Source organism: Caulobacter sp., from assembly GCF_017744445.1.
Lineage (GTDB): Bacteria > Pseudomonadota > Alphaproteobacteria > Caulobacterales > Caulobacteraceae > Caulobacter.
Map to the genome: position 1 here is coordinate 173,723 of NZ_JAGIBH010000009.1, position 21,089 is coordinate 194,811.

Consider the following 21,089-nt stretch of genomic DNA (forward strand, 5'->3'; position numbering starts at 1 on the left):
CAGCTAGCCCCCTCAGTCGCTACGCGACAGCTCCCCCGCATCGCGGGGGAGCATCTATCTGGCCGCCGCGCGCTTCCCATGCCACAGCTTCCCCATGCGCCTGCCCCCCCTGAAACCCGACTCCGACCAGATGCTGCACCTGGACGCCCTGCGGATCGTGGGCGCCGTGATGATCGTGGTGTTCCACTTCAACCGGTTCATCAACCTGGACGGCCAGTGGCGGCTGGCGGACGACACGATCAAGAGCTTCAGCCTGATCGTGGACCTGTTCTTCCTGATCTCCGGCTACGTCATGGCCGCGATCTATACCGGCAAGCTGACCACCGCCGCCAAGTACCGCGACTTCCTGCAAAAGCGCTTGGCGCGCCTGGGTCCGCTGCACTGGGCGACGATGCTGGTGTTCGTCGCGATCGCCGCCCTGGGCTGGGCCGGCCTGCTGAACGAGCGGGACCCGTCGCGCTATGACGTCGGCTGCATCCCGCAGAACGTGCTGTTCATCCACGCCTGGGGGACCTGCAAGGCCCAGACCTGGAACTTCGTCAGCTGGGCGATCAGCGCCGAGATGGGCCTGTACATCGCCCTGCCCGCTCTGTTCTGGATCACCGCCCGCGGCGCCTGGGCCACGGCGACCACCGCCATTGGCAGCCTGATCCTGCTGCTGTGGATCTCGCGCACCGGCGAGACCTTCTCGCAGTGGACCTACGACTTCGGCGTCGCCCGCGCCGTGCCGGGCTTCATGCTGGGCATGCTGGCGTTCCAGCTGCGGGACGCCCTGGCGAAGATCCCCTACGCCCGCTTTGTCATGTGGGGTCTGCTGGCGGCGTTCATCGTCGCATCGGGGATGGGCGCCTCGCGGACAAGCCTGCTCTTCGTCATCTACGCCGTCGGCCTGGCCGGCGTCGCGGCCGACGCGCAAGGCGTCCAGGGCGGCGTCAGCAAGGCCATGGCGCCCTGGGCGCAACTCAGCTTCAGCCTCTACCTGCTGCACCCGATCGCGCTGAAGGTGGCGCTGAACTGGGTAGGGTTCGGGATGTGGCGGCTGAACGGGGATGCGATGCGGCTGTGGTGCCTGGTGTGGATCGTGGCGCTTTTCCCGATCGCCTATCTGTCGCTGATCAGCTTCGAGCGCCCGGCGCGGGACGCTTTGGCCAACCTCGGCAAACCCAAAAAAACCTCGTCATCCCGGGCGGCGTAGCCGACCCGGGACCCAGGGGCAGCCGCACCGCATTGGCCCCTGGGTCCCGGCTCTCCGCTTCGCTACGGCCGGGATGACAAGCTTATTTTGGGCGTTGAGTCAGACTATCCACCCACCCCGGCAGCTCGCTGATGCTCGAGAGCTCCACATACCGCTCATGCCCCACCGGAGCCTCGGCGGCCTCGTGCGCCCACACCAGCGGATACGGGATCAGGGCGCTCCAGCAGCCGGCTTCCAGGGCCGGCAGGATGTCGGACTTCATCGAGTTGCCGGCCATCACCGCCTGCTCGGCGCCCGTGCCATAGCGCTCGAACACCCGGCGATAGGTGCCGGCGTCCTTCTCGGACACAATCTCGACGGCCACGAAGTAGTCGCCCAGCCCCGACGAGGCCAGTTTCTGCTCCTGGTGCAGCAGGTCGCCCTTGGTGATCAGGATCAGGCGGTAGCGCTCCGACAGCTCGGCCAGGGCCTTGTCGACACCCGACAGCGGCTCGATCGGCTCGGTCAGCATCTCGCGGCCCACGGCCAGGATCTCGCGGATCACGCGGGTGTCGACCGCGCCGTCGGTGACCTCCAGCGCCGTCTCGATCATCGACAGGGTGAAGCCCTTGGCCCCGTAGCCATAGACCCGCAGGTTGCGCTTCTCGCAGGCCAGCAGCTGGCTCTCGATCTTCTCGGGATCGCCGTGGTCGGACAGCAGGTCCAGGAAGCGGGCGTGCGACAGACGGAACTTGCTCTCGCAATGCCAGAGGGTGTCGTCGGCGTCGACGCCGACGGTGGTGATCGTGGTCATGCGGCGAGACTAGCACGGAAATCACATAAGGATATCCTTATGCCCGCTGCGACTTATGGGACGTTTATGCCGGGGACCGCTTTTCCGAACAGCGCCCTTACGCGGCCTGGACGTATTTCAAGCGTCATGACCGCCCGATCCCCCGCCCATCGCCGCCTGCTGCTGGTCCTGATGATCGTGGGCCTGGGCGGTTTCGCCGGCCTGATCGCCCTAAGCACGCGATTTGGGAGCGCCCACCTCCCGCTCCACGCCGACCTGATCCGGTTCTTCGCGCTGGTCTGGCTGATGGTGTTCGGCGCGGCGCGGATCCTCGTCCATCTGGACGCGGCGCTCGACCATGAGGCGCCCGACACCGACCACTGGTCGCGCCTGCGCGGCCGAGGCGACCTCTAGACGCGGAAAAGCCCCGGACACCTGGTGTCCGGGGCTTGTTTCCAGGCGCTTTGGAGCGGCCGCTTAGAAGGTCAGCGCGACGAACACCACGATGCTGACCGGCACGGCCGCCGACAGGGCCAGGTTCAGCACGGTCTCGCCGACGCCCAGGGCGAACTTGGCGGAGATCGCGGCGATCTTGGCGGTAGTCGGGTCCAGGTGGGTCATGGGTGCTCCTTGCGACTCGGAGCATGGACCGGCGGTGGTTAACGCCCAGATTCCGCCACAGTCACGGAACCGCGACAGATTGTCCCCTCACCGCCCAAAAAGAACGGCGCGTCCTCGGTGGAGGACACGCCGCGAAGGCCACGCGCGAGGGGAGGCAGTGACTAGGATCCCGCGCGCGAATGGGGTGGAAAAGAACCCCGCCGGCCCAGGGAACGCGGCCGGCGGGATAGAGGGAACTCAGAAGGCCTAGAAGCTCATCCGCAGGCCGACCACATATTGGCGGCCGGGCTTGTAGTAGGTGAAGGTCGCGTTGTCGTACTGGAAGTGCGAGCGCAGCGCCTCGTTGGTCAGGTTGGTCACGTTGAAGGTCAGCTGCGGGGCGTTCTTCAGGCCGAAGATCTTCTCCAGGTCGTAGCTCGAGGAGAAGTCCGTCTGCTTGTAGTCGTCCGCGAACAGGGCGGCCGCGCCGATGCCGTTCTGGTTGGCGCTGCTCGACTGCGAGCCCTTCCGGAACACATGGCTCAGGCGCAGGCTGACGCCGTTATGCTCGTAGTAGCCCGTCAGGTTGTAGGTGTACTTGGCCACGCCGTAGGCGATCGCCGGACCGTTGCTGGTCTGGTCGACGATGGTGGCGTTGGCGTTGACGCCCAGGCCCTCGACGCCGAAGCGGCTGGTCAGGAAGTCCAGCGGCTGGACCCATTGGAATTCCAGGCCGTTGATCGTCAGCTTGTTGTCGACGTTGATCTGCGACTGGATCTGGACCTGCGCCGCACCCGGGCCGCCGCGCGAATTGATCGCGGTCTTCTGGGTGTCGTTCAGGGTGTCGTAGGTGATGCCGTACTGGGCCAGGTAGCCGAACGGCTGGGTCACGACGTTGTTCTGCGTGAAGCCGGTGATCGACTTGCGGAACGCGTTGACCGCGATCACGCCTTCCTGGCCGGTGTAGAACTCGAAGCCCAGGTCGATATTCTTCGAGAAGTACGGCGTCAGGGCCGAGTTGCCGATCGTGGCCTGGTCGGCCGACGGGGCGCCGAAGCTGACGCCCGGCAGCTGGGCGGCCGGATCGGGACGGGTCATGGTCTCGGACACCGCCACGCGGGCGACGGCGTGCTCGCTGACATCGTAGGCGATGTTCGCGGCCGGCAGCCACTTCGAATAGGTGTTCTCGACATAGACGAAGTTGGTGATGTTCGGATAACGCGCGCCGTCGGCCAGCTGGGCGCCGCCCGGCAGGGTGTTGCGCGGGTCGGCCAGCGAGACCCGGCCGCCGATCGTCTGCTTGGTGTGGACGTAGCGGACGCCGACATTGAAGCGCAGGTCGCTGTCCATCACCTGGGTGACGCCGTTCAGCTCCGTATAGGCCGAGCTGTTCTTCTCGTTGATATAGCCGCCGCTGGCGCCGGTGTTGGAACCGCCGGCCTCGGGCGAGGCGTCATGCAGCGCGTCGTAGTTGGTGGCCTTCTTGACCTTGTCCCAGTCGACGGTGACGAAGCCGGCCGGGCCGGGCTTGAGGTAGCTAGCCAGGCTGGCGGTCGGGATCAGCGAGCCGCCGTAGGTCAGCGTCCCGGTCTGGCCGGCCGTGGCCCCCGTGCCGTAGCCCGGATAGGTCGGATAGCCGGCCGGCGCGGCGCCCGGCTGGTTCAGGCCCTGACAAGGCGGCGTGCTGTTGGGCGACAGCAGGTTGATGCTGGGGTTGTTGCCGCAGGTCGCGTTCTGCCACGGGGTGGTGTTGTCGTAGCCGCGGATGGTGCGCGAGACGTCGTCATAGTTGGCGCCGACCTTCAGGTTCAGCGCGTCCTGGCCCCAGGTGACGGCGGCGCGGGCGCCCTTGGTCTCGTACCAGCGCCGTTCGTCCTGCATGTTCACCCGGCCACCGTTCCAGATGAAGTTGGCGGGGTTGTTCAGGTCAAGGCTGCTCTTGATCGTCGGGATGCCGTTCGGGCTGTAGATGTAGTCGACGGTCGTGGAGAGGCCGAGCGCCGTCACCGGCCCGAAGGTCGGGCTTTCGCGGTGGAAGGTGCTCTTGGTGTAGTTGGCCTGGGCCTCGAGCTTGAGGTTGTCGCTGATGCGCCATTCGCCGCCCGGATTGATCCCCCACAGCTCGGTCTTCTCGAGATAGGGACGGAATTCCAGGAAGAACTGCGAGTTGGCGTAGGTGCCCTGCGTGACCGTGCAGCCGGCCGAGCAGTCGGTCTTGTCGTACTTGGTGTTCAGCGGGATGATCGCGCCGTTGCGGACGATCCAGTTCATGTCCTCGCGCAGCAGGTCGTTGTTCTTGTAGCCGTACATCCCGTCGACATAGAAGTTCATGTCGTCGTTCGGACGCCATTCGACGCTGCCGACCAGGTTGATGCGGTCGCGGCGGCCGTACTCGGCCGACGGACGACCCAGGCGCGGCAGCAGGCCGTTGTCGATCTGCTGGATCGAGGCGCCGGGGTTGTTGGCCAGCAGGAAGTCGCGGTCGATGACCGTGCCGGCCACCAGGCCGCCGCCCGCGCCGACCGGCACCGTGCCCGGGATCGTCCAGTTGCCGCCGCCGGTCGGGTTACAGCCGGTGGTCGCGCCGCACTGGGCCGCCGACAGGTTCGGGTTGGTGAAGCCGATGGTCTCGTAGCCCCGCGTGTCGGTGTTCAGGCGCTGGCCCGAAACCCCGAACAGGACGCCGAAGCTGTCCCAGGTCTTGCTGGCGATCAGCGAGCCCTTGCCGCCCAGCTTGGCGCCGTCGGCCTTCACGCCCTGGACGTTCATGGTCAGGTGCTGGCCGGGACGGTCGAACGGACGCGCCGAGCGCATGTCGATGTTACCGGCCGCGCCGCCTTCCAGCAGGCTGGCCGAGTAGCTCTTGTTGACCGTCAGCTTGGTGAACAGGTCGGTCGGGAAGAAGCTCAGGTCGACCGAGCGGTCGGTGCCCTGCGCGTCGGTCGCGCCCGACGAGGCCACGGCGATCGAAGCGCCGTTCAGCGTCACGTTGGTGAAGTTCGAACCCAGGCCGCGGATGGCGACGTTCGTGCCTTCGCCCGTGATGTCGCGGGTGATGGTGATGCCGGGGATGCGGTTGAACGACTCGGCGATGTTGGAGTCAGGGAACTTACCGATGTCCTCGGCGAAGATGGCGTCGGCGAAGCCGGTCGTCTCGCGCTTGGCCACGGTCGATTGCGCCAGGCTCTTGCGATAGCCGGTGACGACGATCTCCTCGACGGAGTCGCTGGCGGCGGGCGTCGGCGCGGTCTGGGCGAAAGCGGCCTGACCGATTGCCAGACTGGTCAGGCAGGTCGCGCCAATGAGAGCCAGGCGGACGGAACGATTTTGTCGAATGGACGGCATGTTTCTCCCCTAAGAGACGGTGCTCTGCGCACTTGTTCTGTTGCCGCCGCGGGGCCGCCGGCCTTCCCATGCCGACGTTCGCGCCTCCACGACGGTGGTAGCGGTCACAAAGAGCAGCGTTACGAGGTAAGTCCTATTCGGTCAAGGTGGTCTGACCTTATCAGAGGATGAACGTCCGACCTTTGAGGCCAGGCTGCGGCGCCGGCGCCACGCTATGGGCGTGGGCGGAGGAGGCATTGGGCGGTAAGATTGGGGTTTTTGCGCCGATGTTCGCGCGCACATCGGCGAATGGTCGGAGGATAGATCTCGCGCGGAACGGCAGATCTTCTCGAGTCGTGACGGTGAAAGCAGCCGCTGGCGCGCAAAAGTCGTAAAATTACTCAGACAAAAATGTCAGACCAATGGTGGCGCTGGCAGATCGTTGAGCGCCCCTCCTTCTCCCTCGTTTCACGGGGAAGGAGGCAGCTGCACCATCCTGCCCCGCTTGCGGGGGAGGTGGCGCGCTGCGGATACGCAGCGTGACGGAGGGGGCGCAAGTCGCTAAATTCAACCTATGAGATCAAGTTCCAAAACCCACACCCAAGCCAAGACGCTACGCCGCGCCCTAACCCCACCCGAAGTCATCCTCTGGGCCCGTCTCCGCGCCCGCCAACCCGACGGCCCGCGTATCCGCCGCCAGCATCCGATCGGCCCGTACATCGCCGACTTCTACTGCTCGGCCGCGAAGCTGGTGATCGAGGTCGACGGCTGGAGCCACAACATGGGCGATCGGCCAGCGCGGGACGAGCGACGCGACGCTTGGATGGTCGAGCAAGGGCTCACGGTCGTGCGGTATCCGGCGGATGAGGTGATGCGCGATCCGATCGGGGTGGCGGATGGAATTTGGGATGCGTGCGTGGCGCGGATGCGGAGTCGCCGCTGAGCGCCCCCTCCGTCACGTCGCGTATCCGCGCCGCGCCACCTCCCCCGCAAGCGGGGCAGGAGGGAGACAGCTTCCTCCTCACCCGTGAAACGGGGGAGGTGGATCGCTGCGGATACGCAGCGAGACGGAGGGGCGCTAAGCGGCGCTTAGTTCACACTAGCCCGTCCGTACCGATGCCCCCGGTTCACCCGCCGCAGCGAGGCCGGATACCGATGCAGCTGGCTCTCCGGCCTGATCGGGCGCGCCACCAGCCCGCCCCCACAGTCCGGACACGCCGTCTCGAACCGCACGTCCGCGCAATCGGCGCAGAACGTATGCTCGAAGGTGCAGATTCGGGCCGCGTCGCTGTCGGGCGGCAGGTTGGCGTCACAGCACTCGCAATTGGGGCGCAGTTCGAGCATGGGTCCGTCCTCCCGTGTTCGCCCAGTTCTTTCGCCTAAAAGGTTCTGATTGCTTGGAAGCCTTTCACCATAAGGGCTTTTCAGCCGCCCGCGCGAGGGGGCGCGGTCGCATATCACGGGAATGTGGAGCCAAGCGAAATCCGCGTGATCAGGTGGGGTTGCTCCCCCTCCCCTAACCCCCTATACACCGCGCCGTTTGCGCGGCGGGCGGGGTACACCCCGGCCCGCTTTTTTGCAAAAATAGACCCACCCCACCGCGTGTAGGAGCGCTTCCAAGAATGTCCCAAGACCTTCTCCCCGGCGTTACCGGCGTTCTGGCCCTGGCCGACGGCACCATCCTGCAAGGCGTGGGCTGCGGCGCGGTCGGCGACGCGGTCGGCGAGGTGTGCTTCAACACCGCCATGACGGGCTACCAGGAGATCCTGACCGACCCGTCCTACATGGCCCAGATCGTGGCCTTCACCTTCCCGCACATCGGTAATGTCGGCGCCAACGTCGAGGACGTCGAGCAGATCACCGGCGTGGCCGAGACGGCTGCTCGCGGTGCCCTCTTCCGCGATGTCCCGACCGAGCAGGCCAACTGGCGCGCCGGCGGCGACTTCGACACCTGGATGAAGAACCGCGGCGTCATCGGCTTGGCCGGGATCGACACTCGCGCCCTGACCCGCAAGATCCGCGAGACCGGCATGCCGCACGGCGTCATCGCCCACTCGCCCGACGGCAAGTTCGATCTCGACGCCCTGGTCGCCAAGGCCAAGGCCTGGGCCGGCCTGGAAGGCCTGGACCTGGCCAAGGACGCCTCGACCACCCAGACCTTCACCTGGGACGAGGGCCTGTGGTCGTGGCCGGAAGGCTACGCCAAGCTGGACAAGCCCAAGTATGAAGTGGTCGTCCTGGACTACGGCGTGAAGCGCAACATCCTGCGGGCTCTCGCCCATGTCGGCGCCCGCGCCACGGTCGTCCCGGCCGACACCAAGGCCGAGGACATCCTGGCCCGTAACCCGGACGGCGTGCTGCTGAGCAACGGCCCCGGCGACCCGGCCGCGACCGGCGCCTACGCGGTCCCCGAGATCCAGAAGCTGGTCGAGAGCGGCAAGCCGGTGTTCGGCATCTGCCTGGGCCACCAGATGCTGGCCCTGGCGCTGGGCGCCAAGACCGTGAAGATGGAACAGGGCCACCACGGCGCGAACCACCCCGTGAAAGACCTGACCACCGGCAAGGTCGAGATCGTCTCGATGAACCACGGTTTCACGGTGGACAGCGAAAGCCTGCCCGCCCCGGTGCAGGAGACCCACGTCTCGCTGTTCGACGGCACCAACGCCGGCATCCAGCTGGCCGACAAGCCGGTCTTTTCGGTCCAGCACCACCCGGAAGCCTCGCCGGGCCCGACGGACAGCCTGTACCTGTTCGAACGCTTCGCGGGCCTGATGGACAAGGCGAAGTAAGCGCCGAGCGCTTACTTCGCTCCTTCCCCGCCTGGGGGAGGTGGCGCGCCGCGAAGCGCGGCGTGACGGAGGGGGTTTGTGCGGCCTAAGCCTGTGCTAGCCCCTCCACCGCCGTTCGGCGGTCCCCCTCCCCCAAGAGGGGGAGGAGAAACAAAGCAAAGCCCGCGTCATCCCTGATGGCGCGGGCTTTTCGTATTGGGGGCCGCCTCCCGCAAGACTAGGGGGCAAAGCGGGAGGCGGCTGCCGAACGCCCTCTGCAAGGGGGGCGCGCTTTGGGCGTCCGGCCGCTAGAGCCCATCCGCTGCGGCAGAAGCCGCCTCGGCTGACCTGGGCTCTAACTTCGTGGGAGCGCGGGAGGTCCCGCGTCCAAACTGGGGCTGGGGAGCCGGCTCAGACCTTGAGGTTGAGCAGGGCTCCCGCCATTTCGTCGGCCGTGCGGATCACCGCCGCATTGGCCTTGAAGTCGGTGGCGGCGCCGATCTGCTGGACCCGCTCGTTGACGTAGTCGACATCTCCGAGGGTCTGGGCGCGCTCGGCCTGGGCGTCCGACGCGGCCACACGTTGGGCCGAAGCGTGGAGCCGGTCAGCGGCGGCCATCATGCCCGAGGCGGCGATCGAGATTGCCTGCATGGGAAAGTCCCCCAAAGGAATTGCCGTTGTTGACGTTGGTTATCGCGCCGGTTGGGTTAAGCGGTTGCAACCAAAAATGGTAAAATTCATACCTTGGTCATAATTTTTTACGCGGATTAACCATGTTTCGGGGACCCAAATCGGGGCCTCGAACAGGGTGAATCTGTCGCTAACCGATCCGTCGGGGGCCGTTGCTGGCCCGGCCTTCGCCCGTCGCGCGAGCCGCGTTGCGAGAACGCCGTTCGCAACGGGAAATCCTTCCCAACATTACAAAACGTTCAGGCGCGCGCGTCTCGACAAGCCGTCACAGCGCCGACATGGTTCGCCCCCTATGCGGGCCGGGGGCGGCCTGCCTTTTTCAAGAGGCTCTCCAAGACATGTCGTTTACGCGCCGCGCCGCGCTCGCCAGCGCCGCCCTGCTCATGGCCGCTCAACCGGTCCTCGCCGCCACCCCCGCCAAGCCGGCGCCCGCCGCCGCCAAGAAGGCGGCCCCGGCTTCGGACTTCACGCCGTCGGCCGAGGCCATCAAGGCCCACATGACCTTCCTGGCCGACGACGCCATGGAAGGCCGCGAGGCCGGCACGCGCGGCTACGACATCGCCGCCAACTACGTGGCCGCCCAATATGCCCTGCTGGGCGTGAAGCCGGCCGGCGACAAGCTGACCACCGGCGTCAGCTATCAGCAGCACGTGCCGCTGATCGCCTTCCGCCCGGCCTCGGACGGCGCGGTCAGCGTCACGGGCGCCGACGGCCAGGCCGTCGCGCTGAAGTACGGCGAAGACTACCTGCCCGGCGCCCAGGCCCAGGCCGCCGACGTCAATGTCGACGCGCCGCTGGTGTTCGCGGGCTTCGGCGTGGTCGATCCCTCGCGCGGTCGCGACGACTACGCGGGCCTGGACGTCAAGGGTAAGGTCGTCGTCATCCTGACCGGCGCCCCGACCTCGATCCAGACCGAGGAACGCGCCCACTTCAGCAACCCCAACACCAAGCGCGTCGAAGCCGCCAAGCGCGGCGCCGTGGGCGTGCTGATCATCCCGACCACCAGCAGCGAGAAGCGCCGCCCGTTCGCGCGCGGCCTGGCGGGCATGAAGGAATGGCGGGTGATCTGGCGCAACGCCCAGGACGTCGGCGCCATCCGCGCGCCGTCGGCCCCGTCGCTGGCCACCATCAGCCTGGCCGGCGCCGAGAAGCTGTTCGCCGGCTCGGCGACGCCGCTGGCCAGCGTGCTGGAGCAGGCTGAAAAGCCGGAAGGCGCGGTCAAGGGCTTCGCCCTGCCGGGCAAGGTCAAGATCAGCCTGAAGACCGAGATCGAGAAGCGCGAAAGCAGCAACGTCGTCGGCGTCATCGAGGGCTCGGACCCGACGCTGAAGGCCCAGACCATCATCCTGTCGGCGCACCTCGACCACATCGGCATCAAGGACAACGCCAAGCCGGGCGAGGACCGCATCAACAACGGCGCCCTGGACAACGCCTCGGGCATCGCCACGCTGCTGGAGGTCGCGCGCGGCTTCAAGAACAGCAAGATGCGCCCCAAGCGCTCGATCATCCTGCTGGCCGTGACCGGTGAAGAAAAGGGCCTGGTCGGCTCGGACTACTTCGCCAACAACCCGACCGTGCCGAAGGCCAATATCGCCGCCGACGTGAACCTGGACATGCCGGTGCTGCTGTACCCGTTCACCGACGTGATCGCGTTCGGCGCCGACCGCTCGACCGTGGGCGAGGCCGTCAAGCACGCCGGCGCCCGCGTGGGCGTGGCGCTTTCCGGGGATCCTCTGCCGGAAGAAGGCCTGTTCACCCGCTCGGACCACTACCGCTTCGTCGAGCAGGGCATCCCCTCGGTGTTCCTGATGACCGGCTTCCAGAACGGCGGCGAAAAGGCCTTCACCACCTTCCTGAAGACCAACTACCACCACCCGGGCGATGATTTGAACCAGCCGATCGACTACAACGCGGCCGCCAAGTTCGCCCTGGTGAACTACGAGATCGCCCGCGAACTGGCCAACCAGCCCGCGCGTCCGGTCTGGAAGAAGGGCGACTTCTTCGGCGGCACCTTCGCCCCGGCGGGGCATCCGTCGGCGGCGAAGTAAGGGCCCTAAACCCGTCTCCCCGGCGAAAGCCGGGGCCCAGATGGCGGAGCGCTGAGGTGGGCTCTACGAACTCGGAGCTTCTCCAATCAGCCCCGGCGCCCTGAGATCTGGGTCCCGGCTTTCGCCGGGAAAACGGGAATGGGAATGGCGGGGATGATGGATATTGACCCGGAGGGCGGCGGAAGGGATTCTGCCGCCCTCTTTCTTTGTGACCTCGGATCCTTCGCGTTGACCGTCCGCACCGGCGCCTTCCTGAAGATCGGCGTGATCGCGCCGGCCATCATGGTGGCCGACGTCGTGATCGCTCAGCGGCTGTTCCCCGGCTTCGACGCCGGCGCCCAGTTCATCAGCGAGCTGGGCGGGCCCAAGGCCCCCCTGCCCGAGATCTTCAACTACGGCATGATGATCGCCGGCGTCGCGGGCCTCTTGGCCGGCGCGGGCTTCGCCCATGCGCTGGAGGAGGCCGGCGGCCGTCGCCGGGTCTCGGCCTTCGCCGGCCTATTCGTGGCGCTGACGGGGCTAGGAGCCTTCTTCGCGGGCGTCTTCCACTGGCCCGATCCCATGCACCGCGCCTGCGGGGTGGGCCTGGCCATGCAGTTCGCGCCGCTGTTCACCGCCTGGGCCCTGTGGGGCAAGACTGGCTATCGGCGCCTGGCCCACTTCTCGCTGGGCTGGTTCTTCGGCCTGTTCCTGGTCTTCGCCCTGCTGACGGGCGTGTGGAACATCCGCACCGGCTATGACGTCGGCTACTGGCAGCGCGGCCACGCGTTCCTGGGCCTGCTGTGGCTGGCCATCGCCGCCTGGACCCTGGAGAAGGGCTGGAAGGCGAGTGCGGTGGCGGCGCAGCCGGCGACCGTCTAACCTCGTTCTCAACGATGCATTCAGCGTTATTTGGGGGGAACGCCATGACCTACCGCCTCGCGACCGTGATCGCCGCCGCTCTCGTGCTGGCCGCCTGCTCGCAGCAGAAGACCGAGGACCAGCCCGCCGCGCCGCCCGCGCCCGACGAGGTGCGCACCCCGGCGGTCGCGCCGGCGGTCCCCGCCCCGGTCACCGCCGCGCCCAACGACGGCGCGCCCTCGAATGGGACCGTCGGCGGCGACGGCTCGCAGATCCAGCTGTCGCCCCTGCTGCGCGCCGACTTCGAGGCCAACAAGCTGGACGGCGAGCTGGGCTGCGGCTTCAACAGCGGCGGCGGGACCGATCCGCTGCTCTACGCGGTGGGCTATTCGGGCGTGAAGGAGCCGGGCTACGGCCTGGTCAAGGTCGGAACCTATGTCGAGCGCATCGTCGCGCCGGGCGGCTATGACGCCATGGTCAATGGCACGACCTTCAGCGGCCAGGGCAAGACCATCAAGATCGCCATCACCGGCAAGGCCACTGGCGGCGGCGAGTCCCCGGCCTATCCCGCCACCCTGACCTACGACCGCGCCGACGGCGCCAAGCGGGTCATCGAGGGCACCTGGACCTGCGGGCCGTAGTCACTGGGTTTCGGGCGCCTCATAGGTCGCCACCAGCAGGCCCTCGGCCAAGGTGTCGCCCTTCAGGGCGCTGACCAGGGTCTCCATCGGGACGTTGGGACCGAAGGCCAGGCGCTCGGCCAGGGCGAAGATCTGGAAGTGATAGCGGTGCAGGCCGTGGCCCGGCGGCGGGCGTGGTCCGAACCAGCCGATCTTGCCCGCGCCGTTGACGCCCTGGGTCGCGCCGCCGATCGCGCCCAGACTGGCCTCGTTCGGCAGCCCCTCGGGCAGGCTGGTCGCCTCGGCCGGGATGTTCCAGATCAACCAGTGCACGAACGGATGCTCGCGCGGGGCGTCGGGGTCCTCGACCACGATGGCGTAGGCGGCCGCGTGCTCCACCGGCGTCCAGACCAGCGGCGGCGAGCGGTTCTCGTGATACGCCGAGTGGCGGTCCTCCAGTCGGCCGTCGGCGTCCAGCGACGGCGTGGTCAGGACGACCTGGCCCTCACCGAACGGCTGGACCTTCTGGATGACGAGCGCGTCTCCGGAATGATCTGGGGCTTGAGCCATGGCGGGTCTCCTTCGAGGGCCGCAACCCTCGAGCGCCCAGCCAAGTTTCCCGGCTTAACCTGGGACGCTTACCGCCAGGCGTAGTTGAAGCTGATGCTGATGCGCTGCTCGTCGGCCTGGTTGGGCGTCACCTCGTGGCGCAGCCAGCTCTCCCACATCAGGATCGCGCCCGGCGACGGCTGCACGTAGACGAACGGCCGCAGGCCTTCCGGGGCCTCCTCTTCCCGCGTCGGGGCGGCCATCATCATCGGCAGGCGCGGGTCCTCGAACTTGATGGCCGAGGCGCCCGGCGGGATCGTCACATAGACCGTGCCGGAGATAACGCTGTGGGGGTGGATATGGCCGGTGTGCTGGCCGCCGGTCTCCAGGATGTTGATCCAGAAGCTGTCCATGACCAGCTTGCCCGCGCCCAGATCGAAGCAGAGGTCCTTGGCGAAGGCGGCCGCGTGCTTGTCGAGCTTCTTCTTGAGGTCCGCGAACAGGCTGTCGCGCTGTGGCAGATCGTTCAGCGAAGCGTACGAGGTGTAGCCCAGATACCCCTTGTTGTAGGCCCAGGCCTGGCCGGCGTCGTCGTCCTCGGCGATGGCGATGCAGGCGTCGTGCAGCTCGTCGATGAAGTCGTCGAAGCCCTTCTCGCTGGCGAGGCTGGCTTCATAGAGCGGAGTGACGAAGAGGCTGCGCGTGGTCATGGGGCGCGTCATAGCGCCGGAGTGCGTTGACGACAAACGGCGAGTGGAACATAGTCAGAACATGGCCGGTAACTCGCCCACCAAGATCGATCCGACGCTGGCTGGCAGCCTCCCCGAAAGCGACTTCGTCGAACGTCCCGGCTTCGAGGATAACGAAGCGCATTGGGAGGAAGTTCAGCGCATCGCAGAAGAGACCCTGCGCGACGGAGGTATTCCGCTGGAAGATGTCCAGCGTTGGGTCGACTCCTGGGACACAGAGAACGAGTTGCCACCGCCCGAGCCGCGCCGTCGCGAGGCTGAATGAGGCGCGTCGAGATTTCGGCGACCGCCCAAGGTGACATTCGGTATTTGCGACGCTGGCTGGCGGAGCGGTCTTCCAGCGCATCCAAGCGCGCGACGAACACAATCTTGGCTGCGGCTCGGTCCTTGATCGATTTCCCTGAGCGCGGCCGCCTGACCCAGGCGGGTATCAGGGAGCTTCCGGTGAAGTTCGGCTCCGCCGGCTACGTTCTGCAATACTTCGTCGAAGGCGACCGCGTCGTGATCGCCCGCGTCTTCCACAGCCTGGAACGTCGCTGAACGCGCCGGACTCGCCTATATCTGCCCTCGTGACCGACACCTCCTTCGACGACACCGCCTCCCCCCGCCTGATCGGCGCCGCCCTGATCAAGGACGAGGTCACGCGCCTGCCTGACGCGCCGGGCGTCTACCGCATGATCGGCGACGCCGACGAGGTGCTGTACGTCGGCAAGGCCAAGAGCCTGAAGAAGCGGGTCGTGCAGTACGCGCAGGGCCGCTTCCACACCAACCGCATCGCCCACATGGTCGACGCCACGCGGTCGATGGAGTTCGTCACCACCCGCACCGAAGCCGACGCCCTGCTGCTCGAGATCAACCTGATCAAGCAACTAAAGCCGCGCTTCAACGTGCTGCTGCGCGACGACAAGAGCTTCCCCGAGATCGTCATCCGCCGCGACCACGACGCGCCGCAGCTGCGCAAGCATCGCGGCGCCCACACCCTCAAGGGCGACTATTTCGGGCCATTCGCCAGCGCCTGGGCGGTGAACCGCACGCTGAACACCTTGCAGAAGGCGTTCCTGCTGCGCTCGTGCAGCGACAGCGTCTACGACGCCCGCGACCGGCCCTGCATGCTGCACCAGATCAAGCGCTGCGCCGCCCCCTGCACCGGCCTGATCGGCAAGGACGACTACCAGGCGCTCGTCGACCAGGCCGAGGCTTTCCTGCGCGGCAAATCCCGCGCGGTGATGAGCCAGATGGCCAAGGAGATGGAAGCCGCCGCCGAGGAGCTGGAGTTCGAGCGCGCCGCTCGCCTGCGCGACCGCATCCGCGCCCTCTCCAGCGTCGCCCAGGAGACCCAGATCAACCCCGAGACCGTGGACGAGGCCGACGTCGTGGCCCTGCACGTCGAGGGCGGCCAGGCCTGCGTACAGGTGTTCTTCTTCCGCGCCGGCCAGAACTGGGGCAACCGCGCCTATTTCCCGCGGGTGACCGGCAACGCCGATGAATCCGAGGACGAGACCACGACCGAGGAGCAGCGCATCCTCACCGCGTTCCTGGGCCAGTTCTATGACGACAAGCCGATCCCGCGCCTGATCCTGGCCAATGTCCAACCGGCCGAGACCGAGCTGCTGGCCGAGGCCTTCGCCTTGAAGAGCGGCCGCAAGGTCGAGATCAGCGTGCCCAAGCGCGGCGAGAAGGCCGACCTGGTCGGTCACGCCCTGACCAATGCGCGCGAGGCCCTGGGCCGCAAGATGGCCGAGGGCTCGGCCCAGACCAAGCTGCTGGCCGGCGTGTGTGAAGCCTTCAAGCTGGAGGCCCCGCCCGAGCGGATCGAGGTCTACGACAACAGCCACATCCAGGGCACCAATGCCGTGGGCGGCATGATCGTGGCCGGGCCGGAAGGCTTCATGAAGGGCCAGTACCGCAAGTTCAACATCAAGAGCACCGAGCTCACGCCCGGCGACGACTACGGCATGATGAAGGAGGTGCTGCGCCGCCGCTTCGCCCGCCTGGTCAAGGAAGAGGAGGAAGGCGACGACGCCAACCGCCCCGACCTCGTTTTGGTCGACGGCGGCAAGGGCCAGCTGGACGCGGCGCTGGAGATCATGGCCGACCTGGGCGTCGACGACATCGCCGTGGTCGGCGTGGCCAAGGGTCCGGACCGCGACGCCGGGCTGGAGCGGTTCTTCATCCCCGGCCAGACGCCGTTCATGCTCGAGCCCAAGTCGCCGGTGCTCTACTACCTGCAGCGCCTGCGCGACGAGGCCCACCGCTTCGCGATCGGCGCCCACCGCACGCGCCGGTCCATGGACCTGAAGAAGAACCCGCTCGACGAGATCGAAGGCGTGGGACCGGGCCGCAAGAAGGCCCTGCTGCACGCGTTCGGATCGGCCAAGGGCGTGGGCCGCGCCAGCGTCGAGGACCTGGTGAAGGTGGAAGGCGTCAGCCAGGCGCTGGCCGAACGGATCCACGGGTTCTTCCGGAAGGGGTAGCGCGAGCCGGCATTCACCGCCCCCACCACCACCGACTATCCCCGCGAAAGCGGGGATCCAAGCTGCCTTTCAGGATGGGGTGAGACCGAGCGATGACCCTCTGCCTCGGCTTGGGTCCCCGCTTTCGCGGGGATCGTCGGGTAGAGGGTGGCTCCAAGCTGCATGTGCCCCACCGCGGCCTTGCGACCCTACCATTTGTCCTACAATATCCGCGCAACTCCGCGCGGACGGGGATGTGTTGGCAAGGGCGTGGCATGGCGGGCAGGTTCATCGAGGCGGCCACCTCGCGCCGGGCTGTCCTGGCGAGCGCCGGCGCCCTGGCCATCGCCGGACCAGCCGCCGCCCGCATCTCCCCCGTCACCCCGTCGAACCCCCTGGTCCGCCAGCGCGCCGACGCCCAGATCTTCAAGCACCGCGACGGCCAGTACTACATGACCGCCTCGGTCCCGGAGTACGACCGCCTGGTCCTCCGCCGCGCGCCGACCTTGGCCGGCCTCTCTACGTCCCAGGAGACGGTAATCTGGCGTAGGCCCGCGACCGGCAAGCTGGGCGGCTATATCTGGGCGCCGGAGCTGCATTGGTTCGACGGCGCCTGGCGCCTGTACTTCGCCGCCGGCGACGCGGGCGCGCCGTTCCACATCCGGACCTATGTGCTGCGCTGCCAGGACAAGGACCCACTGACCGGCCGCTGGGCGATGGAGGGCCAGTTCCAGACGCCGTGGGACACCTTCACGCTGGACTCGACGGTCTTCAGCCACAGGGGCGTGCGCTACATCCTGTGGGCCCAGACCGAGCCGGGCATCAAGACCAACAGCAACCTGTACCTGGCGCCGATGGCGACCCCGACCACCCTGGCCCGGCCGCCGGCGCGCCTGACCGTGCCGACGCTGGACTGGGAGATCCGCGGCTTCAAGGTCGCCGAGGGCCCCGCCCCGCTGCACCGCAACGGCAAGCTGTTCATCAGCTACTCGGCCAGCGCCACCGACGACCGCTACTGCCTGGGCCTGCTGTCCGCCGACGAGGACGCCGACCTGATGGCGCCCGCCTCCTGGAGCAAGTCGCCCGAGCCGGTGTTCAAGACCTGCGAGGAGACCCGCATCTGGGGGCCAGGCCACAATTCGTTCACGGTCGACGAGCAGGGCCGCGACGTCCTGGTCTATCACGGCCGCGACTACAAGGAGATCAAGGGCGATCCCCTGTTCGACCCCAACCGCCACACGCGGGTGCAGCGCCTCTACTACAAGCCCGACGGAACCCCGGACTTCGGCGTGCCGGTCGGGGCGGGCGAGGTTCCGGACCGGTTCTCGCCGCTGGATCGGCCGGGGATGTTCCTGCGCCATGAGGGCGACCGGCCGGTGGTCGGGGCGGGCGAGCTGCCGACTACCCAGTTCCGCCAGAAGCCGGGCCTGGCGGGTCCGGGGACGGTGTCGTTGGAGCCGATCCTGAAGCCGGGCTCGGTGCTGGCGGTCGGGGCGAACGGCGCGGTGGAGATCGTCCCGGCGGGCGGCGGCGATCCCAAGCGCGCCAGCTTCAAGCGCGGCGTCGGCCTGGCCGGCAAGGGCGTATCCTTCGCGGGCTTGAGCGGCGGACATCTGCGGCATCGCGACGGCGTGGTCCTGGTCGGCGGCGGCGATATGGGCGCGGCGACCTTTGCGGTGACCTGACGCCGCCCTACCTACGAGGGCATGGCTGTCTGGCTGCAATATCTGATCGCGTTCGCCGCCCTGGTGGTGCTGGCGCCGCTGGTCGCGTGGCTGGCGCACCGTTTCGGCTCCAGGGCCAAGGGCGGGCTGATGCTGGCCTCGATGCTGCTGGGCCTGGGCGCGGTCATGGACCCGCCATCCAAGCACGCCATCGAGGCGGCCGAGCCGATGAAGGGCTCGCCGGAAAACGACGAACCGCCGCTGGACGAGTAGCCAGGCCCTTCCCCTGAAGAGTCGCGGCCATTATCCACGACAGCACGACCGAAATACTGAAAGGACGACGACATGGCTTTGCTTGACGCGCTCAAGGCGGACCAACTGGCGGCGCGCAAGGCGAATGACCGCCTGAAGGCCGACCTGCTCACCACCTTGATCGGCGAAGCCACGCAGATCACGACCGAAGAATTCAAGCGCGGCGTGACGGAAGTCACCGACGAAAAGGTCGTCGCCACCGTCGCCAAGTTCTCGAAGAACATCAAGCAGACGCTGGAAAACCTTGCCGCCGAACGCGCGCGCCTGGCCGCGGCCGGCGGCGACGTGTCGAAGGCGGACGAACGGATCAAGGCGGCCGAGACCGAACTGGCGATCCTGTCCTCGTATGGCCCCAAGCAGATGACGGAAACCGAATTGCGCGCGGCCATCGACGACTTCAAGGCCAAGACTCCCGACGCCAATGTCGGGGCGATCATGGCGCACCTGAAGACGAACTTCGGCGGCCAGTACGACGGCAAGATGGCCAGCGCCCTGGCCCGGGGGTAAAGAAAAGCCAAACATTAACCAGTATTTACAAGAAATTAATTCTACTAAACCTGAAACCAGGAAGCACTTCGAACATTCCATTGCTCAGGAGGATGGGCATGGAACAGATCTCGGTGCTCCTGGTCGAAGACAACGCCGCCCTGCGGGCGATGAGCCAGGCGATGCTGGCGGCGGCGGGATATCGCGTGCATGTCGCCGCGGACGCGGACGAGGCGCTGAGCCGCCTGGACCGCGAGCCGCCGGCCGCGCTGGTCACGGACATCAATCTGGGCGCCGGGGCCGACGGCTTCGACCTGGCCCGCCGGGCGCGGATGACCGATCCGGGCCTGCCGGTGGTCTATGTCTCGGCCCGCTGCGCCCATCGCTTCCCCAGCGACGGCGTCAGCCGCTCGGAGTTCGTCGCCAAGCCGATCGCGCCGTGGGAGCTGCTCCAGGCCCTGGGCAGAGCGCTGGAGTCTCGCCAATGAACGCCCCCGTGGTTCTGGTCGTCGAGGACGAACCTCTCGTCCGGATGAGCGCCGCCGAGGCCCTGCGCGACGAGGGCTTCACCGTCTATGAGGCCGCCGACGCCAGCGAGGCGCTGGAGGTCATGGAAGACCACCAGGAGGTCGGCGTCGTCTTCACCGATATCGACATGCCCGGCATGAGCGGCCTGGAGCTGGCCGACGAGATCCATCGCCGCCGCCCCGCCGTGCGCTGCCTGCTGACCTCGGGCCGCCGCCTGCCGGCCAATGACCCGTTCCTGCCCAAGCCCTACAGCCTGGGCCGGCTGGGCGAGGCGATAAGGCGAGCTGCCTAGAACCTTCACTTGACCGAACGCCGCGATATGAGGAGATAGCCTCAACCCTAGATCGCGGAGCGTACATGCGCGGCTTGTTGCTTGTGGCCTTAGCCTTCCTGACGCCTGCTGCGGCCATGGCCGACATCGCGCCGCCGCCGGGCGGGTCCACCGCGCCGGCCCAGCTCGTCGCCTTCGTCCCTCCGCCGGCCCAGATCGCCTGCGGCCAGGGCTCGGCCCGGCTGATCGAGGGCGCGGCCGTGCCGCCTCGGTATTGGCAACCCTACATCCCGCCCGTGGCCGCGACCGGCCTCACGCCCTATGCCCCTCCGCCGCTGGCGAGCAGCGAGGTCTATACCTTCTCGGTCGACACCGAGGGCCACGTCACCGACCTGAAGCGCACGCCGTCCGCCAATGTCACAATCCCCTGGGCCATCGACGACCAGACCGCGATCATCGCCAGCTGGCGGTTCGCGCCGGGCGCGGCGGCCAGCAACTGCTCGATCGACCTGGCGCCGACGGCCACGCCGCTGAACCAGGCCTCCCCCGCCCGCCTGTTCGAGACCATGGCCACCGCGCCGCGCTCGCCCTGGCCGGGGATCCGCAAGGTCCTGGGCGGCGACTGCGACAGCCGCCGCCGGCCGCAGATGATCGTCTATCCCGACCTGCGCGCCTTCGACGACAAGTCCGTCGATCCAGCCTGGGCGGGCCTACGCTACGACATCGACGCCAACGGCGTGGTGCGCAATGTCAAGGTCGCCGCCCAGCACGGCGAGGCCGCCTTCGCCGACACCGCCGCCAGCGCCGTGGCCGAGGCTCGCTATTTCCCGGGTCCGGCGCGCACGGGCTGCTTCGTGATCTTCACCGCCACGCCCAAGGCGACCCCCGCTCCGGCCCGTCCGACGGGGGAATCGTTCGAGCGGCCGCAGGACGCCTGCAAGATCACCCAGGCCCAGTTGAACCTGCCCGAGACCAAGATGTATCCGCCCGCCTTCGGCAAGCGGCGGGTGGCCGGCTGGGCCATGCTGCGCTTCGACGTGGCGCCGTGGGGCCAGGTCGGCGCGGTCGAGGTGCTGGCCGCCCAGCCCAGCGAAATCTTCGGCAACTATGCCCGCAACATGCTGAACGGCGCGCGGCCCACCGCGCCGCCGACCGGCTATCGCGGCTGCGTCGTACCGATCGTCTTCGCCATCCCGGCGATCCCCGAGGACGACTACTGA

General features: G+C 67.6%; 22 protein-coding genes and 2 pseudogenes. 16 read left to right on the forward strand and 8 right to left on the reverse strand.

Translation table 11 applies throughout. From position 1 onward, the window contains the following. Positions 1–94 precede the first annotated feature (94 nt). Positions 95–1,195, forward strand: a complete 1,101-nt coding sequence (locus J7528_RS14785; protein ID WP_291875759.1) for an acyltransferase — start codon at positions 95–97, stop codon at positions 1,193–1,195. 82 nt (positions 1,196–1,277) lie between these two features. Here J7528_RS14785 and J7528_RS14790 read toward each other — a convergent pair whose 3' ends face one another. Next, positions 1,278–1,988: an HAD family hydrolase gene (locus J7528_RS14790; protein ID WP_291875761.1), complete on the reverse strand. Its 711-nt coding sequence runs from the start codon at positions 1,986–1,988 to the stop codon at positions 1,278–1,280. 126 nt (positions 1,989–2,114) lie between these two features. Here J7528_RS14790 and J7528_RS14795 point away from each other — a divergent pair, with 126 nt between their 5' ends. Then, a complete protein-coding gene (locus tag J7528_RS14795) occupies positions 2,115–2,381 on the forward strand; it encodes a hypothetical protein (protein ID WP_291875763.1) in 267 nt (88 codons plus the stop codon). 63 nt (positions 2,382–2,444) lie between these two features. On the opposite strand, the gene J7528_RS14800 is transcribed toward J7528_RS14795, so the two are convergent. Beyond that, positions 2,445–2,588, reverse strand: a complete 144-nt coding sequence (locus tag J7528_RS14800; RefSeq protein WP_291875765.1) for a hypothetical protein — start codon at positions 2,586–2,588, stop codon at positions 2,445–2,447. A 246-nt stretch (positions 2,589–2,834) separates the two neighbouring features. Further along, a complete protein-coding gene (locus J7528_RS14805) occupies positions 2,835–5,912 on the reverse strand; it encodes a TonB-dependent receptor (protein ID WP_291875767.1) in 3,078 nt (1,025 codons plus the stop codon). 553 nt (positions 5,913–6,465) lie between these two features. Between J7528_RS14805 and J7528_RS14810 the strand changes: the two genes are divergently transcribed. Beyond that, positions 6,466–6,834 carry an endonuclease domain-containing protein gene (locus J7528_RS14810; RefSeq protein WP_291875770.1) on the forward strand — a complete coding sequence of 123 codons (369 nt, stop codon included), beginning with the start codon at positions 6,466–6,468 and terminating at the stop codon, positions 6,832–6,834. A 146-nt stretch (positions 6,835–6,980) separates the two neighbouring features. On the opposite strand, the gene J7528_RS14815 is transcribed toward J7528_RS14810, so the two are convergent. Continuing rightward, the gene (locus J7528_RS14815; protein ID WP_291875773.1) at positions 6,981–7,235 is read right to left on the reverse strand and encodes a DUF1272 domain-containing protein; all 255 of its coding nucleotides are present in this window, start codon (positions 7,233–7,235) and stop codon (positions 6,981–6,983) included. Between the two features lie 278 nt (positions 7,236–7,513). On the opposite strand from J7528_RS14815, the gene carA reads away from it, so the two are divergent. After that, positions 7,514–8,680: a glutamine-hydrolyzing carbamoyl-phosphate synthase small subunit gene (gene carA / locus J7528_RS14820; RefSeq protein WP_291875776.1), complete on the forward strand. Its 1,167-nt coding sequence runs from the start codon at positions 7,514–7,516 to the stop codon at positions 8,678–8,680. 194 nt (positions 8,681–8,874) lie between these two features. Here the strand turns inward: carA and J7528_RS14825 are convergent. Both J7528_RS14825 and J7528_RS14830 read right to left on the reverse strand, forming a co-directional pair. Next, positions 8,875–8,979 (reverse strand): annotated as a pseudogene (locus J7528_RS14825) (hypothetical protein); the annotation flags it as partial. Positions 8,980–9,070: 91 nt separating this feature from the next. Beyond that, positions 9,071–9,310, reverse strand: a complete 240-nt coding sequence (locus tag J7528_RS14830) for a flagellar basal body rod C-terminal domain-containing protein (RefSeq protein WP_291875780.1) — start codon at positions 9,308–9,310, stop codon at positions 9,071–9,073. A gap of 377 nt (positions 9,311–9,687) precedes the next feature. On the opposite strand from J7528_RS14830, the gene J7528_RS14835 reads away from it, so the two are divergent. From J7528_RS14835 to J7528_RS14845, 3 genes and pseudogenes are all read left to right on the forward strand, one after another. Then, positions 9,688–11,397: a M28 family peptidase gene (locus J7528_RS14835; protein WP_291875783.1), complete on the forward strand. Its 1,710-nt coding sequence runs from the start codon at positions 9,688–9,690 to the stop codon at positions 11,395–11,397. Positions 11,398–11,560: 163 nt separating this feature from the next. Beyond that, positions 11,561–12,258: pseudogene (locus J7528_RS14840) on the forward strand (DUF998 domain-containing protein). Between the two features lie 44 nt (positions 12,259–12,302). Next, a complete protein-coding gene (locus J7528_RS14845; protein ID WP_291875786.1) occupies positions 12,303–12,878 on the forward strand; it encodes a hypothetical protein in 576 nt (191 codons plus the stop codon). On the opposite strand, the gene J7528_RS14850 is transcribed toward J7528_RS14845, so the two are convergent. Beyond that, positions 12,879–13,427 carry a YbhB/YbcL family Raf kinase inhibitor-like protein gene (locus J7528_RS14850; protein WP_291875789.1) on the reverse strand — a complete coding sequence of 183 codons (549 nt, stop codon included), beginning with the start codon at positions 13,425–13,427 and terminating at the stop codon, positions 12,879–12,881. Positions 13,428–13,495: 68 nt separating this feature from the next. Then, positions 13,496–14,116, reverse strand: coding sequence for a TIGR02466 family protein (locus J7528_RS14855; protein ID WP_291875792.1), 621 nt, complete (start codon positions 14,114–14,116; stop codon positions 13,496–13,498). 61 nt (positions 14,117–14,177) lie between these two features. Between J7528_RS14855 and J7528_RS14860 the strand changes: the two genes are divergently transcribed. The 9 genes from J7528_RS14860 (at position 14,178) to J7528_RS14900 (ending at position 21,089) form a co-directional block, all read left to right on the forward strand. Next, a complete protein-coding gene (locus J7528_RS14860; protein ID WP_291875795.1) occupies positions 14,178–14,420 on the forward strand; it encodes a hypothetical protein in 243 nt (80 codons plus the stop codon). Continuing rightward, positions 14,417–14,695 carry a type II toxin-antitoxin system RelE/ParE family toxin gene (locus J7528_RS14865; RefSeq protein WP_291875797.1) on the forward strand — a complete coding sequence of 93 codons (279 nt, stop codon included), beginning with the start codon at positions 14,417–14,419 and terminating at the stop codon, positions 14,693–14,695. Before J7528_RS14860 ends, J7528_RS14865 begins: the two co-directional genes overlap by 4 nt. A 17-nt stretch (positions 14,696–14,712) precedes the next feature. Next, entirely contained in the window at positions 14,713–16,629 is a 1,917-nt protein-coding gene (gene uvrC / locus J7528_RS14870) for an excinuclease ABC subunit UvrC (protein WP_291875883.1), read from the forward strand. Positions 16,630–16,883: 254 nt separating this feature from the next. Then, on the forward strand, positions 16,884–18,293 hold the full coding sequence (locus J7528_RS14875) for a family 43 glycosylhydrolase (RefSeq protein ID WP_291875800.1): 1,410 nt from the start codon (positions 16,884–16,886) through the stop codon (positions 18,291–18,293). Between the two features lie 21 nt (positions 18,294–18,314). Beyond that, a complete protein-coding gene (locus tag J7528_RS14880) occupies positions 18,315–18,545 on the forward strand; it encodes a hypothetical protein (RefSeq protein ID WP_291875801.1) in 231 nt (76 codons plus the stop codon). 72 nt (positions 18,546–18,617) lie between these two features. Then, positions 18,618–19,091: a GatB/YqeY domain-containing protein gene (locus J7528_RS14885; RefSeq protein ID WP_291875803.1), complete on the forward strand. Its 474-nt coding sequence runs from the start codon at positions 18,618–18,620 to the stop codon at positions 19,089–19,091. Positions 19,092–19,189: 98 nt separating this feature from the next. Then, positions 19,190–19,558, forward strand: a complete 369-nt coding sequence (locus tag J7528_RS14890) for a response regulator (protein WP_291875805.1) — start codon at positions 19,190–19,192, stop codon at positions 19,556–19,558. Beyond that, positions 19,555–19,890, forward strand: coding sequence for a response regulator (locus tag J7528_RS14895; protein WP_291875807.1), 336 nt, complete (start codon positions 19,555–19,557; stop codon positions 19,888–19,890). The genes J7528_RS14890 and J7528_RS14895 overlap by 4 nt, the downstream gene beginning before the upstream one ends. A gap of 65 nt (positions 19,891–19,955) precedes the next feature. Continuing rightward, complete coding sequence (locus J7528_RS14900; protein ID WP_291875809.1) at positions 19,956–21,089, forward strand: TonB family protein; 1,134 nt, start codon at positions 19,956–19,958, stop codon at positions 21,087–21,089.

What these genes read in the sequence shown, in the direction of transcription:
- J7528_RS14785 (WP_291875759.1), top strand. Translation starts at nt 95, where the DNA reads ATGCGCCTGCCCCCCCTGAAACCCGACTCCGACCAGATGCTGCACCTG.
- J7528_RS14790 (WP_291875761.1), bottom strand. Translation starts at nt 1,988, where the DNA reads ATGACCACGATCACCACCGTCGGCGTCGACGCCGACGACACCCTCTGG.
- J7528_RS14795 (WP_291875763.1), top strand. Translation starts at nt 2,115, where the DNA reads ATGACCGCCCGATCCCCCGCCCATCGCCGCCTGCTGCTGGTCCTGATG.
- J7528_RS14800 (WP_291875765.1), bottom strand. Translation starts at nt 2,588, where the DNA reads ATGACCCACCTGGACCCGACTACCGCCAAGATCGCCGCGATCTCCGCC.
- J7528_RS14805 (WP_291875767.1), bottom strand. Translation starts at nt 5,912, where the DNA reads ATGCCGTCCATTCGACAAAATCGTTCCGTCCGCCTGGCTCTCATTGGC.
- J7528_RS14810 (WP_291875770.1), top strand. Translation starts at nt 6,466, where the DNA reads ATGAGATCAAGTTCCAAAACCCACACCCAAGCCAAGACGCTACGCCGC.
- J7528_RS14815 (WP_291875773.1), bottom strand. Translation starts at nt 7,235, where the DNA reads ATGCTCGAACTGCGCCCCAATTGCGAGTGCTGTGACGCCAACCTGCCG.
- carA (WP_291875776.1), top strand. Translation starts at nt 7,514, where the DNA reads ATGTCCCAAGACCTTCTCCCCGGCGTTACCGGCGTTCTGGCCCTGGCC.
- J7528_RS14830 (WP_291875780.1), bottom strand. Translation starts at nt 9,310, where the DNA reads ATGCAGGCAATCTCGATCGCCGCCTCGGGCATGATGGCCGCCGCTGAC.
- J7528_RS14835 (WP_291875783.1), top strand. Translation starts at nt 9,688, where the DNA reads ATGTCGTTTACGCGCCGCGCCGCGCTCGCCAGCGCCGCCCTGCTCATG.
- J7528_RS14845 (WP_291875786.1), top strand. Translation starts at nt 12,303, where the DNA reads ATGACCTACCGCCTCGCGACCGTGATCGCCGCCGCTCTCGTGCTGGCC.
- J7528_RS14850 (WP_291875789.1), bottom strand. Translation starts at nt 13,427, where the DNA reads ATGGCTCAAGCCCCAGATCATTCCGGAGACGCGCTCGTCATCCAGAAG.
- J7528_RS14855 (WP_291875792.1), bottom strand. Translation starts at nt 14,116, where the DNA reads ATGACCACGCGCAGCCTCTTCGTCACTCCGCTCTATGAAGCCAGCCTC.
- J7528_RS14860 (WP_291875795.1), top strand. Translation starts at nt 14,178, where the DNA reads ATGGCCGGTAACTCGCCCACCAAGATCGATCCGACGCTGGCTGGCAGC.
- J7528_RS14865 (WP_291875797.1), top strand. Translation starts at nt 14,417, where the DNA reads ATGAGGCGCGTCGAGATTTCGGCGACCGCCCAAGGTGACATTCGGTAT.
- J7528_RS14875 (WP_291875800.1), top strand. Translation starts at nt 16,884, where the DNA reads ATGGCGGGCAGGTTCATCGAGGCGGCCACCTCGCGCCGGGCTGTCCTG.
- J7528_RS14880 (WP_291875801.1), top strand. Translation starts at nt 18,315, where the DNA reads ATGGCTGTCTGGCTGCAATATCTGATCGCGTTCGCCGCCCTGGTGGTG.
- J7528_RS14885 (WP_291875803.1), top strand. Translation starts at nt 18,618, where the DNA reads ATGGCTTTGCTTGACGCGCTCAAGGCGGACCAACTGGCGGCGCGCAAG.
- J7528_RS14890 (WP_291875805.1), top strand. Translation starts at nt 19,190, where the DNA reads ATGGAACAGATCTCGGTGCTCCTGGTCGAAGACAACGCCGCCCTGCGG.
- J7528_RS14895 (WP_291875807.1), top strand. Translation starts at nt 19,555, where the DNA reads ATGAACGCCCCCGTGGTTCTGGTCGTCGAGGACGAACCTCTCGTCCGG.
- J7528_RS14900 (WP_291875809.1), top strand. Translation starts at nt 19,956, where the DNA reads ATGCGCGGCTTGTTGCTTGTGGCCTTAGCCTTCCTGACGCCTGCTGCG.